Annotated in this window: 13 protein-coding genes; 4 read left to right on the forward strand and 9 right to left on the reverse strand. The window is 61.9% G+C overall.

Annotated elements, in window-relative coordinates; all coding sequences use genetic code 11:
* The 8 genes from nadD to JOE62_RS10260 form a co-directional block, all read right to left on the reverse strand.
* Entirely contained in the window at positions 1-606 is a 606-nt protein-coding gene (gene nadD / locus JOE62_RS10225; protein ID WP_204722277.1) for a nicotinate-nucleotide adenylyltransferase, read from the reverse strand.
* Positions 607-608: 2 nt separating this feature from the next.
* On the reverse strand, positions 609-821 hold the full coding sequence (locus tag JOE62_RS10230) for a hypothetical protein (RefSeq protein ID WP_038990848.1): 213 nt from the start codon (positions 819-821) through the stop codon (positions 609-611).
* Positions 822-939: 118 nt separating this feature from the next.
* Entirely contained in the window at positions 940-2226 is a 1287-nt protein-coding gene (locus JOE62_RS10235; RefSeq protein WP_204723274.1) for a glutamate-5-semialdehyde dehydrogenase, read from the reverse strand.
* Between the two features lie 16 nt (positions 2227-2242).
* Positions 2243-3400 (reverse strand): glutamate 5-kinase, encoded by a 1158-nt coding sequence (gene proB / locus JOE62_RS10240; RefSeq protein WP_204722278.1) that lies wholly within the window; start codon positions 3398-3400, stop codon positions 2243-2245.
* A gap of 3 nt (positions 3401-3403) precedes the next feature.
* Complete coding sequence (gene obgE / locus JOE62_RS10245; protein ID WP_204722279.1) at positions 3404-4993, reverse strand: GTPase ObgE; 1590 nt, start codon at positions 4991-4993, stop codon at positions 3404-3406.
* A 124-nt stretch (positions 4994-5117) separates the two neighbouring features.
* Complete coding sequence (rpmA, locus tag JOE62_RS10250) at positions 5118-5372, reverse strand: 50S ribosomal protein L27 (protein WP_013349162.1); 255 nt, start codon at positions 5370-5372, stop codon at positions 5118-5120.
* 49 nt (positions 5373-5421) lie between these two features.
* Positions 5422-5730 carry a 50S ribosomal protein L21 gene (gene rplU / locus JOE62_RS10255; protein ID WP_204723275.1) on the reverse strand — a complete coding sequence of 103 codons (309 nt, stop codon included), beginning with the start codon at positions 5728-5730 and terminating at the stop codon, positions 5422-5424.
* 227 nt (positions 5731-5957) lie between these two features.
* On the reverse strand, positions 5958-8792 hold the full coding sequence (locus JOE62_RS10260; RefSeq protein WP_204722280.1) for an Rne/Rng family ribonuclease: 2835 nt from the start codon (positions 8790-8792) through the stop codon (positions 5958-5960).
* A 606-nt stretch (positions 8793-9398) separates the two neighbouring features.
* On the opposite strand from JOE62_RS10260, the gene JOE62_RS10265 reads away from it, so the two are divergent.
* From JOE62_RS10265 to JOE62_RS10280, 4 genes are all read left to right on the forward strand, one after another.
* The gene (locus JOE62_RS10265; protein WP_204722281.1) at positions 9399-10022 is read left to right on the forward strand and encodes a vitamin K epoxide reductase family protein; all 624 of its coding nucleotides are present in this window, start codon (positions 9399-9401) and stop codon (positions 10020-10022) included.
* Between the two features lie 269 nt (positions 10023-10291).
* Positions 10292-10879 carry a GNAT family N-acetyltransferase gene (locus JOE62_RS10270; protein WP_204722282.1) on the forward strand — a complete coding sequence of 196 codons (588 nt, stop codon included), beginning with the start codon at positions 10292-10294 and terminating at the stop codon, positions 10877-10879.
* Between the two features lie 254 nt (positions 10880-11133).
* A complete protein-coding gene (locus JOE62_RS10275; protein WP_204722283.1) occupies positions 11134-12435 on the forward strand; it encodes an AI-2E family transporter in 1302 nt (433 codons plus the stop codon).
* Positions 12436-12790: 355 nt separating this feature from the next.
* On the forward strand, positions 12791-12982 hold the full coding sequence (locus tag JOE62_RS10280; protein ID WP_204722284.1) for a hypothetical protein: 192 nt from the start codon (positions 12791-12793) through the stop codon (positions 12980-12982).
* Positions 12983-13045: 63 nt separating this feature from the next.
* Here the strand turns inward: JOE62_RS10280 and ndk are convergent, their stop codons facing one another.
* Positions 13046-13462, reverse strand: a complete 417-nt coding sequence (gene ndk, locus JOE62_RS10285; protein WP_038990838.1) for a nucleoside-diphosphate kinase — start codon at positions 13460-13462, stop codon at positions 13046-13048.
* Between the last annotated feature and the right edge of the window lie 4 nt (positions 13463-13466).

A 13466-nucleotide genomic window follows, 5' to 3' on the forward strand; every position in this document is an offset into this window, starting at 1 on the left:
TTACGACTCGGTATACAGCCCATATTTTGCAATGTACTGCACCACACCGTCCGGCACCAGATACCAAACCGGCTTATCTGCGGCGACACGTTCCCGGCAATCGGTGGAGGAAATTGCCAGAGCGGGAATCTCCAATTGCGAGACGTTGTCTCGGCCCAGATCAGCGATGACGTAACCGGGACGGCTCACGCCAACGAAGTGGGCGAGGTCGAAGACCTGGTCGATGTCGCGCCAGCTCATGATCTGGCTCATCGCGTCGGCACCGGTAATGAAGAACAGCTCCGCGTCCGGGCGCAGGGCACGCAGATCGAGCAAGGTGTCGCGCGTGTAGGTGGCGCCTTGGCGGTCGATGTCGACGCGGCTTACGGTGAAGCGCGGGTTCGACGCGGTGGCGATCACCGTCATCAGGTAGCGGTGCTCGGCGCTGGTGACTTGGCGATCGGCCTTCTGCCATGGTTGGCCGGTGGGTACGAAAACAACCTCATCCAGGTCGTATTCGGCAGCTACCTCGCTGGCGGCGACCAAGTGGCCATTGTGGATGGGGTCAAAAGTACCGCCCATCACGCCGAGGCGCAATGGGCGGTCTTGAGGCTTTTGCTCCGCCAAGACTAGTGGCTATGCGGTACGTGAGTCTTGAACTGGCGGTGGGTGTCCTCTGGCTCAGGCTTGGCGTCGTGGCGGTTGCCTACGTTGGTGTAGGACACGGTGATCAACAGCAGGATCATCAGTGCTGCGAAGATGCCACCACCGATGATCACAGCGAAAGTGTGAGGGTCCATGCCGGTGGAAGCGGCTTCGGAAGCCAAAATCAGCGCGTTCAAGATAATTCTCCAGTCGTTTTCACGAGCCCGCTGTGCCACCAGCCTGGGCGGATGGAGCAGCGGCTCGAAAAGTAACGGTACGTTTCTTCTACATCGTACCGAAAAGGGCGGTCAGAAACTATTTCCGGATATGTCCGTCGCCTTGGACGATCCACTTGGTCGTGGTCAGTTCGGCCAGGCCCATCGGGCCGCGGGCGTGCATCTTCTGGGTCGAGATGCCCACTTCGGCGCCCAGGCCAAGCTGCCCGCCGTCGGTGAACCGGGTGGAGGCGTTGACGATCACGGCGGCCGAGTCGATCTCCGCGACGAACTGCTCGGAGGAGGCCAGCGAAGAGGTTACAATCGCCTCGGTGTGTCCGGTGGAGTAGGCGCGGATGTGCTCCAGGGCCTGGTCCATGCCGTCGACGACCTTCACCGCGATGTCCAGGTCCAGGTACTCGTTGCCCCAGTCCTCCTCCCCCGCGGGGATGGTCTGCAGCTGCGGAACCAGTGCGGCGGCACGATCGTCCGTGTGCAATCTCACGCCAGCCGCGGACAGGGCCTGCAGCACTGCCGGGGCGGCTGCCGCGTCCTTGTGGACCAGCAGGGTTTCCACGGTGTTGCAGACGCTGGGACGGTGAGTCTTCGCGTTGAGCAGGATGTCCACCGCCATTTCCTCGTCGGCGCTCGCGTCGAGGAAGATGTGCACATTGCCTTCGCCGGTTTCGATGACCGGGACCTTGGCGGTGGTGACCACGCGCTGGATCAGCTCGCGGCCGCCGCGCGGGATGAGCACGTCGATCTTTCCGCGCGCGCCCATCATGGCGTCGGCGCCGGCACGGCCGAACTCGTCGACCGAGATCACGATGTCTCGCGGCAGGGAGACAGACTCCAGCGCGTCGCGGATCACCGCGACCAGCGCCTGGTTGGAGTTCAGCGCGGCCGAGCCGCCACGCAGCAGCACGGCGTTGCCGCTCTTCAGCGCCAGGCCGGCAATGTCCACGGTGACGTTGGGACGGGCTTCGTAGATGGTGCCGATGACGCCCAGCGGCACGTTGACCTGGCGCATGCGCAGGCCGTTGGGCAGGGTTTCGCCGCGCACCACGCGGCCTACCGGGTCGGGCAGCCCGGCGAGCTCATGCAGCGCGGCGATCAGGCCGTCGATGCGCGGGCCATCGAGCTTCAGCCGGTCAAGCAGGGCTTCGGAGGTGCCATTGGCGCGGCCCGAGGCCAAGTCCTGCTCGTTGGCGCGCAGGATCATCGAGCGGTTCTCGTCGATGCGCGCGGCCATGGCGGCCAGGGCACGGTCTTTCCAATCGCGGTTGGCGCGCTTGAGGATCCGCGAGGCGCGGCGTGCGCGATCGGCCAGCTGATGGACCGAGGTGGTGACGTCGGTGGTCGTTGCTTCGGTGTTTACGGCGTCCATACTCATGCTCCTCATTCTAGAAAATGGGTTCGATCAAAGCCAGATCATCGACATGCACTACCGACTTGTCGTAACCTGCGCCGAGTTCTTCCACCAGCTCTGTGGTGCTGTGACCCAGCATGTCGGGCAGTTCGTGGGAGTCGAAATTCACCAGCCCGCGGGCGAATGGAGCGCCCTTCGCATCGCAGATTTCGACGGCGTCGCCGGCTTCGAATTCCCCGCGCACCGCGGTGATGCCGGCGGCCAGCAGCGAGTTGGTGCCGCTGGCGATGGCCTTGACCGCGCCGGCATCCAGGATCAGCTTGCCTTCGATGTTGGCCAGGTAGGCGAGCCAGACGTCGCGGGCCGAGCGCCGGGAGTTGCGGGCGGCGAACCAGGTGCCCACGTCCTCTCCGCGCAGCGCCTTGGCCGCATTGTCGGTGCTGGTCACCAGCGTCGGGATGCCTGCCGAGGAGCTGAGGGTCGCGGCGTCGACCTTGGTGATCATGCCGCCGGTGCCCACCCCGGCCGCACCCGGGGTGCCCAGGTCCACGGCTTCGAGCTCGTCGGGGTGCTCGATGGTGGTGATGCGGCTGCCGCCGTCGTCCGGGTGAGCGTCGTAGACGGAGTCCACGTCGGAGAAGAGCAGCAGTGCGTCGGCCTTGACCAGGTGGGCTACCAGCGAGGCGAGCCGGTCGTTGTCGCCGAAGCGGATTTCGCGGGTGGCTACCGCGTCATTTTCGTTCACGATGGGCAGCACGCCCAGGTTCAGCAGGCGGACCAGGGAACGCAGCGCGTTGGTGTAGGACGAGCGGCGCATCAGGTCATCGGCGGTCAGCAGCACCTGGCCCACGCGCTGGTCGTACTCGTCGAACAGCTGGGTGTACTGCGCCAGCAGCAGGCCCTGGCCGACGGCGGCGGCGGCCTGCTGGGTGGCCAGGTCCTTGGGACGCTTGGCCAACCCGAGCGGGGCCAGGCCGGCGGCGATCGCGCCGGAGGAAACGAGGATGACCTCGGTTCCGTTGCGCAAGGTTTCAGCGAGCGTGTCCACCAGGAACTTCAGCCGTTCGTGTGATATCCCGCCGCTGACCGTGGTCAACGAGCTGGATCCCACTTTGATGACCAGCCGCTTGGCTTGCGGCAGCTGGTGGGGCGAGGTAATGGCTGAAATTGTCTTAGTGGCGCTTTCACTCATACTTTAATTTTCCTCCTGGTTTGCCTTTGGTTCAGCAGTTTTGCGTCCGTACTTGGCGTCCACGGATTCGGTCCAGATGCCGGCCTTGCGTTCGGCTTCCAGCTCGGCGCGGGCGGCCGCCTTGGCGGCCTTGCGCTCGTCGTTCTCTGCACGCTTCTCCTCGCGGGTCTTGCGATCGCCGCGGTCCTCGAGGCGGATATCCTCGCCGCGCCGGCTACCGCCGAGCAGTTCGGCGCCGGCAGCCATGGTCGGCTCCCAGTCGAAGACCACTGCGTCGTCCTCCGCGCCGATGATCACCGCGTCGCCCGGCTTGGCACCCGACTTGAACAGCTGGGTCTCGACGCCCAGCTTGGCCAGGCGGTCGGCCAGGTAGCCTACGGCTTCATCGTTGCGGAAGTCGGTCTGCATGATCCAGCGTTCCGGCTTCTCGCCAATCACCCGCCACATCGGCTCAAGGTTCTGCTCCTCGCGGCGGATGGTGAATTCGACGCGCTTGGCTGCGCGCGGACGGATCACAGGCACCTCGACGACAGGGGCTTCAACCACCTGTTCGGCACGGGCCTGCTCTACCAATTCAGCCATAGCGAAGGACAGATCGCGTAATCCATTACGCGAGAGCGCGGAGATCTCGAAGACGCGGTAGCCGCGCTTCTCCAATTCCGGGCGAACGAATTCGGCCATGTCAGCGCCGTCCGGCATGTCGACCTTGTTCAGTGCGATCAGCTTCGGGCGGTCGATCAGCGGCACGATGGTGCCATCGGTGCCGGCGAAGGTGGAATCGGCCTCGTAGTTGGCTAGCTCCGACTCGATGATCTCCAGGTCGCTGATCGGGTCGCGGTCCGATTCCAGCGAGGCGCAGTCCAGCACGTGCACGATCGCCGCGCAGCGCTCGACGTGGCGCAGGAACTCGTGGCCCAGCCCCTTGCCTTCGGAAGCGCCCGGGATCAGGCCGGGCACGTCGGCGACGGTGAAGCGGGTTTCGCCGGCTTCGACCACTCCCAGGTTGGGCACCAGCGTGGTGAAGGGGTAGTCGGCGATCTTCGGGCGAGCCGCGGACAGGGCGGCGATCAGCGAGGACTTGCCGGCCGAGGGGTAGCCCACGAGGGCGATATCGGCCATGGACTTCAGTTCCAGGACGATGTCCTGGCTGGTGCCAGGGATGCCCAGCAATGCGAAGCCCGGGGCCTTGCGCTTATCCGAGGCGATGGCTGCGTTGCCCAGGCCGCCCATGCCGCCGATGGCTGCGATGTATTCGTCGCCCGGATTGACCAGGTCGCCGAGGATGTCGCCGTCCTTGGTCTTGATGACGGTGCCGGCAGGTACGCCGAGGACCAGATCCTCGCCGCTCTTGCCCGGGTGCAGGCTGCCCTTGCCCGGTTCTCCGTTGCCGGCCTTGCGGTGCGGCAGATGGTGGAAGTCCAGCAGCGTGGTGACCTGGGGGTCGACGCGCAGGATGATGTCTCCGCCCTTGCCTCCGTTGCCGCCGTCGGGACCGCCAAGCGGCTTGAACTTCTCACGCTTGATGGACACACAACCGTGGCCACCATTACCTGCGGTGACATGAAGGGTTACGCGATCAACGAATGCAGCCACGGGGCCATCTACTCCTAGTACGGGGTTGCGAGGGATACTCGCTTAAAAGTCTAACTATGCACGCAAGGGGCGGACCGAAATCGGCCCACCCCTTGTGTACTAAAAAATTTGCCTGATACCTGAATTAGGCAGCAGCCACAATGTTCACCACGCGGCGACCACGACGGGTGCCGAACTCGACTGCGCCAGCAGCCAATGCGAACAGGGTGTCATCCTTGCCACGGCCTACGCCGGCGCCTGGGTGGAAGTGGGTGCCACGCTGGCGAACGATGATTTCGCCTGCCTTGACTTCCTGACCACCGTAGCGCTTTACGCCTAGGTACTGTGCGTTGGAATCGCGACCGTTGCGAGTGGAACTCGCACCTTTCTTATGTGCCATGCCTTTTAGCCTCTTTCGCTACAAAAAATGGATTCTACGATTGCCTGAATTAGGCGATCGAGGTGACCTTGACCTTGGTCAGAGCGGCACGGAAGCCCTGGCGCTTCTTGTAACCGGTCTTGTTCTTGTACTTCTGGATAACGATCTTCTCGCCGCGAAGGTTTTCTACAACCTCAGCGGTGACCTTGACCTTAGCCAGATCGGCAGCTGCGGAAGTTACCTTCTCGCCATCTACCAACAGCAAAGCTGGAAGCTCGATGGAGCTGCCCAGGGCAGCCTGAAGACGGTCAACGGTGATGAGGTCTCCTACGGAAACCTTCTCCTGGTGGCCGCCTGCGCGGACAATTGCGTACACCACGTGGGTACTCACTTCTACTCGACGTTTATTGTCTTACCGGCGCAGATATCGACCCGAACACCCACATAGTGGATGCGATCCGGGGATCTCATGCGCTTGTGCCTTGACGCCGAGCGGACCAAAAGTCCGTGATCTTGGCGTTTAGCACCGATCAACTAGATTACGCTAGTCCCCACCGCTGGAGCAAATACAAACTGTCCCAGCGTGGGAAGCGTGATCAAGTTCATCTATTTCAGTTCGCGTACCGGAACACCCACTCCGAGCATGACCGGATTCCCGGCAGGCTCAGCTGGTTTTTCCTTCTTCGAACCGGAGGCATCCATCTGGACTACCGAACCGGTAGCGGCGGATACCTCTGCCACGAGGACCTCTGCCGTCGCATTGCCCTGGACCGAGGTGGCCCGACGACTGCGGCGCTTTGGCTTCGTGGAAATCTGCGGGGTTGCCGTGGCGGCAGCCGGAGCTGAAGCAGGTGCAGGTGCAGTTGCAGCGGCAGGAGCACTGGCAGCTGGCATGGCCAGGCCGGTAAGCACCGGCTGGTCCTGCTGCGCCGAATCCTGCGGACGCGAGGCACGGCGCGAACGCTTGCGCGGCTGCTCTTCGGACTTCGGGGCAGCAACAGGTTCAGGAGCAGCTTGCTGTTCCTGGCTGGCCTGTGCGTCCTCGTTGGTCGAAGCGCTTTCCTCGGCCTGGTTGCGGTTGCGTCCGCGGGAGCGCGAACGGCGGCGCGGCTTGCGGCTGCCATCGTGCTCTTCGCTGGACTCTTCCTTGCCAGGCAAGGCGGCTTCCAGGGCCTCCATGGTCACCGAAGCTTCGGTGGCCTGTGCGGGGACCACGGACTTCGTCACCGGAATCTGCTCGCCCTCGATGCTCACTGCGTTATCAGCAGGGCCGTCAAGGTGCGAGGCGGCGGCGATGCTGGCCAGGGCGTTGCGCGTGGCTTCGTCCTTCTCCCCTGCTGCCTGGTCCTGCTTCTCAACCGGCTTCTGCTCGTCCTTCTCGCCGCCGCGACGGCGGCGGGAATTGCGGCTTGGCTTGTCGTTGAACTTCTTGCCATGCGCTTCGCCATGCGAGTTGAAGGACTTGCGCGATTCGACCGGCTCGTCGTGGGTGATGACGCCAGCACCAGCGCAGTGCTCGCACTCTTCGCCGAAGACTTCGAGCAGTCCGGTGCCCATGCGCTTGCGGGTCATCTGCACCAGGCCCAGCGAGGTCACTTCGGCCACCTGGTGCTTGGTCCGGTCGCGGCCCAGGCACTCGACCAGGCGGCGCAGCACCAAGTCGCGGTTCGACTCAAGCACCATGTCGATGAAGTCGATGACGATGATGCCGCCGATGTCGCGCAGGCGCAGCTGGCGCACGACTTCCTCGGCCGCTTCCAAGTTGTTCTTGGTCACGGTCTCTTCGAGGTTGCCGCCCGAACCGGTGAACTTGCCGGTGTTGACGTCGATGACAGTCATCGCCTCGGTGCGGTCGATGACCAGCGAGCCGCCCGAAGGCAGGAAGACCTTGCGGTCCAGTGCCTTGGCGATCTGCTCGTCCACGCGGAAGTTGGCGAAGATGTCCTCTTCGGCTTCCCACTTCTCCAGGCGTCCCATCAGGTCCGGGGCCACGTACATGACATATGCCTCGATGGTGTCCCAGGCGTGCTCGCCCGAGACGATCAGCTTGGTGAAGTCCTCGTTGAAGACGTCGCGGACTACCTTGATGGTCAAGTCCGGTTCCGAGTACAGAAGTTCCGGAGCCAGAGTCTTGGTGGAGTTCGCCTGTTCCTCGATGCCTTCCCACTGCGCGCGCAGCCGGTTGATATCGTTGGTCAGCTCTTCCTCGGAGGCACCTTCGGCGGCGGTGCGCACGATGACGCCAGCGTTTTCCGGCAGGTGGTCCTTGAGGATCTTCTTCAGGCGCTGGCGCTCAACATCGGGCAGCTTGCGCGAGATGCCGGTCATCGAACCGCCCGGCACGTAGACCAGGTAGCGGCCCGGCAGCGAGATCTGGCTGGTCAGGCGGGCACCCTTGTGGCCTACCGGGTCCTTGGTGACCTGGACAAGCACCGAGTCGCCGGCCTTCAATGCGTTCTCGATGCGGCGTGGCGCGCCTTCGAGCGCTGCCACATCCCAGTTGACTTCGCCTGCGTACAGCACGGCGTTGCGGCCGCGTCCGATATCCACGAAAGCGGCTTCCATGGAGGGCAGCACATTCTGCACCTTGCCGACGTACACGTTGCCGATCAGCGAATCCTGCTGGGTCTTGGAGACGAAGTGCTCTGCGAGCACGCCGTCTTCGAGCACGCCGATCTGGATGCGGTCTTCGCGCTGGCGCACGATCATCTTGCGCTCGACGGACTCGCGGCGGGCCAGGAACTCGGCTTCGGTAATCACCTGGCGGCGGCGTCCGGTTTCGCGCGATTCGCGGCGGCGCTGGCGTTTGGCTTCCAGACGGGTGGAACCGCGCACCGAGGCGACCTTGTTGTTGACCGAGCTGTGGCTCTCGATGCTTCCACGCGGAGCACGTACGCGGGTGACGGTGTTCGGCGGATCATCCTGCGAGCCGCCTTCGAGCTCTAGATCCACGTCGCCACGGCGGCGGCGACGACGGCGACGCGAGGTCACGTCGTCTGAATCGGCGTCTTCAGCGGAATTCGAGGCAGCGGCGCGGCGGGCAGGTTCCTGCTTCTTCGCGACGGCGGCGGCCAGCACAGCCTGGGCGGTTTCCGGCACGGCAAACGGATTGAGGATCATGCTGCTGCCGTGTTCGGCCAGGAGCATGCCGGTCTGGTCAACGTCGTTCGCCTCTTCCACCGGGGCAGCTCCCTGCTCGGCGGATTCTGCGGCGGCTTCGGCTGCTTCGGCGTTCTGCGCCTGTGCGTCCTCATGCTTGGCTGCGGCGAGCTCGACGGCCTCATCGTTGGTGGTATCGCGTGCGGCCTGGGCACGGCGTTCTGCTTGGCGGCTGGCCCGCTTGGTGGAATCAGGCGTGGAAACCTGGGTGCGGCGGGTGGCCCGCCAACGGTATGGGCTTTCCTCGACACCGGCAGCGGCATTGAGCTCGGCCAAGGTCATGGCGCGACGCAGTGGCCGCGCAGGCGTGGTTGAAACACTGGTACGGCGGGCTCGAGTTGAACGGTTGCCCCGCTTATTACCTTGCGCTCCACCCTTTCGTTGATTTGCTGCGCTCATTTAAATTCGCGTACTCCTACTATGTCCCGCTTCGGCATCCTCCACAGACGGCGCCGTCGCTGAAACTACAATCATCACGTGTCGCTTGGCCTACCTGACTTCCAGTAGGCCGGACACAAAAGCTCGCTATTTTCCGCGGGTTCAACGCAGGTCCAAAATTCTGAACCATGCGCAAATCCTGCGGATCAACGTGGCCTAAGAAAACCGGCTGCTTTCCTTTGCAGCCCTACGATCCGCGGTATTCCCTCGGGAGGCGCACATATTGGGCACTCAACCGAAGCGATGCATCGCCTGTCGATCTGTCGTTTCAAAAGTCTGTCGTCGGGTTGAAAGCAGACTGTGGATCCGCGAACAACCATTTACATTCTCTCATATTTCGTTCACGCCTTGTTCATTGCTTCTCACCTGTTGCACAGAAACGCTTCCTAGGATGAAAAAGCCCACGGCGGAATTACCCGCTTTCCTATGAACTTATGGAATAGTCAAAACATGGTTTCATCACTAGAAAATAGCCGCAGCTCGGGCGTGTTGCCCTGGTGGGCTAAGGCACGCGGCTTCGGTCTGTTCATCATCGTTACCGGGTTGGTCTCTTGGCTCGCCGCCGGAATCCTGGTTCTGGAACGCTTGGAGCTCTACAAGAACCCCGACTACATCACCAGTTGCGATGTTAATCCCTGGATCTCTTGTGGCACCGTGATGAAATCCGAGCAAGCAGGCATTTTCGGTTTCCCCAACCCCTTTTTCGGGATTGTCTGTTTCGCAGTGGTAATCACGATCGGCTTCGCCCTGCTTGCCGGCGCAAGCAACCTAAAGCGCTGGTTCTGGCTGTGCTTCCAGCTGGGCGTAACGGCGGCCATGGGCTTGGTGATCTGGTTCTGGTCCCAGGCCCTCTACGAAATCAATGCACTGTGCCCATACTGCATGGTCGTCTGGGTCATGACGATTCCATTGTTCGTCTTCACTACCGCACGCAATGTGCTCACCGGCGTGATTCCCGCAGGCCCCGGCGTGAAGAAGTTCTTCAGCGAGTGGAGCTGGATCATCACCGCTATCATCTGGGTGCTCCTCGCCGCATCGGTCGTCCTGCGTTTCCCGCACGCCTTCTTCGGCTAGAACAACCCCAGATCTCCTCACGTACCTGCGGGGCCGCCACTTCGGTGACGGCCCCGCAGTGCTGTTCCCGGCATTCCGCCCCACCACCCCCGCCAAATAGGTCATGTCCAGACCTTGTACCACTATTTGTTGCCCCCGGCGTGCCAATGCGCAAAGGAACCCCAATTCCCTCTGCGACCAGCGACTCTAGGACACATGGCGGCGCTTGCACGGGTTCGCCAACAACGATTTTCCGGGCACCGCTCAGCTAGACCCGGTAGATTGGATGCATGGCAAGTGACATATGGAACACAGAAAATGCCCAAGACTACGGAATTAATCTGCTAATTTCCGAAGACATTCGGCTGCGTGAACTACAAGAGGAAGATCTTGCATTCCTCACCCAATGGTGGAACAGTCCGGAGTTCATGGCCTTGCAAGGCAACCTGGTACTTCCCCACCCGGTCACCGAGGCCGCAGAACTCTTCAAGTCCCGGAGCATCAACCGGGGCACCACCGACGGCGTTGGACTGTCGATCACGCTTCCCGACGATACGCTGATTGGGCACACAGCATTGTACGAATACAACGCTCCAGCGCGTTCTGCCGAGCTGATGATCATGATCGGCGGATCCAATGTTGGCCAGGGCTACGGCACAATGGCCATCAAGATGATCATCGATTACGGCTTCCGCGAAATGGGGTTGAACCGCATCGGCCTGAACGTCTGGGCATACAACGAGCGCGCGCTACGCACCTTCAACCGCGCAGGATTCCGTGAAGAGGGCAGGGTGCGCCAAGCAGGATTCCACGACGGCTCGTTCCACGACAAGATCATCATGGGGCTGCTGGCCAAGGAATACTTCAGCGCCAAATAGCCCGGAGAGGCAGCGAACAAGATTTGAAAGCAACGGGGCCGCGCAGCGCGCGGCCCCGTTGCTTTGCACGAGCTTGCCTCCAGACCGCTTGGAAAATCAGCCAACAGATGCAGGAATCTTCGGCATAATGGTGCAGAAGCAGGTTCCATTGGCCTAGCCAACACTAAATAATCAGTCTAGCGGTGTTGCCCCGGAACCTTGTCAAGTCGTTAGCCTATTGTTAGAGCTATCAGAACCAGCTACAAGGAGCGACTATGGCTTTTTTCCGTAAGGTCAGGCTCGCCGCGTTGTCGAAGAACCAGTCTCAAGATGACAAGCCGACACCTGCCGAGCACCATCGCGTTCCGGCCAAGGACGCCAAACCAGAATTCACAGTCACCAGCTTGTGGACCGACTTGCTGGGCCGACTGGGCATCCGCAGCGCGCAGCTATTGATCGTTGGCGCGCTGGCAACATTCCTCATCATCGGCATGCTCCGCTTGACCATGATCGTGATCCCGACACTGCTGGCCGTCATCATTTCCTGCGCGCTATGGCCACTGGTCGTCAAACTGCGCAAAATCGTTTCACCGATGCTGGCAGCATGGATCGTATTCCTCGGTTCGCTCTTGATCCTAGGAGGCATCGGCACCGGCCTGGTCTTCTCGGTCATCAGGGAGTGGCCAAAGCTCGTTGACCAAGCTGTCGAGGGTTTCAACCAGCTCAATGAGATGGTCCAGGGCTTCATCGGCACGATGCCGTTCAACATCGACCAGAGCCAGATCGATAGCGTCGTTGAAACAGTCACCGGATTCTTGACCAGTTCCCAATTCGGCACCGGTGCATTGAACACGCTGAGCGCCGCCGGCAGCTTCGTCACTGGCTTGATCCTGCTTCTCGTGATCCTGTTCTTCTTCCTGAAGGACGGAGACAAGATCTGGGCCTTTGCCGTGTCGTGGACTCCACGCCACTACCGCAACAAGTGGATTCTCTCCGGCGATCGGGCCCTGCGCACCTTCGGCGGCTACATCCGCGGTACTGCCACCGTGGCCGCGGTAGATGCCTTGGGCATCACCGCAACACTGCTGATCGTGCAGGTGCCCTTGGCCATCCCGCTAGGTGTCATCGTCTTCCTCGGATCCTTCGTCCCGATGGTCGGTGCTACGGTTGCCGGTATCCTGGCCACGCTGATCGCCCTGGTGACCAACGGTCCAGTGATTGCGCTAATCGTGCTTGCCGCGGTGATCTTGGTGAATCAGCTGGAGGGCAATTTCCTCCAGCCGGTCGTCATGGCCAATGCCCTGAGCCTGCATGCGCTGGTCGTCTTGATGGCGCTGACCGCTGGCACCGTCCTGGCTGGCATCGTTGGCGCCGTCCTTGCGGTGCCGCTGGTTGCGGCAGCGTGGGCGGTGATCAAGGTGTGGACCGGGCGCGACAAGTCCGATGCGGTGGCTGAAGCCAGTGAAGACATCAAGTCCGAAGTTGAAATCAGCGAAGAGGACGCGGCTATCGAAAAGCTCCAAGCCAAGGAGAAGCACACGGAACAGCAGGTGGAATCCCCTCGGGATTCTGCGTAATTGTCGCTACTGGGGGCGCTCCTGCATTGCAGGGGCGCCCCATCCTTACGCCACTTAATGCTGTCGTTCGAATTATTTCCAAATAATTCTCAAGGAGTTCACGCACCCTCCCAGCCCTGAATTCCCAGGGTTTTCACGCTGCGAGCAGAGCGTGGATGGCTAATCCCGCGTTGCCGTGCGTGTTGTTTCTGTGTTTAATGTGACTGAAGTGATGGAAGTGGAGCGACGCGGGATGCGCAAGCACCTTGAGAAGTTTTGCTGCATGTCTTTAGTTTTCCCCAACAGGGAGAATTCCGCGCCATGCTTCGCCCGCAATCAATGCGCTAACGCGTACTGAAGACAGGGAGGTATCCACGTGCTGGAATCCAGCAATGACGGAGCAGATAAGTATTTTTCGCTGACCGTCGGCCCGATCGCCGACCGCCATCAGGTGGTCAAGATCGGTGCCGCGGAGCAGCTGCCACTGGACTCGGCCGCGCAGGCGTCCGGAAGTTTGGTACAGCAACCGTCCGCGCTCGCCCAGGACAGTTTGGATGACTGGTTCTAGGTTCCGCTTTCAGGGATCAAAAATCCCGGCAGCCCATGGCTGCCGGGATTTTTGCGTATCGGCTTACTTGCCGAACCAGATGCCGATCTCGCGCTCTGCGGACTCAACGGAGTCCGAGCCGTGGACCAGGTTCTGCTGCACCTTCAGGCCCCAGTCGCGGCCGAAGTCGCCACGGATGGTGCCTGGGGCTGCGGTGGTCGGGTCAGTGGTGCCGGCCAGCGAACGGAAGCCTGCAATGACACTCTGGCCTTCAGCCACGATCGCCACCACTGGACCGGAGAGCATGAACTCCACCAGCGGCTCGTAGAACGGCTTGCCTTCGTGCTCTGCATAGTGCTCGGCGAGCAGCTCTCGCGTAGCTTCCAGCTGCTGCAGCTTGGCAATGGTGTAGCCCTTGGCTTCAATGCGGGCAAGGATCTGTCCGGTCAGGCCGCGCTTGACGCCATCTGGCTTGACCAGGATCAGGGTACGTTCAGTCATGTGA

It is taken from the genome of Glutamicibacter nicotianae, assembly GCF_016907615.1.
Lineage (GTDB): Bacteria > Actinomycetota > Actinomycetes > Actinomycetales > Micrococcaceae > Glutamicibacter > Glutamicibacter nicotianae.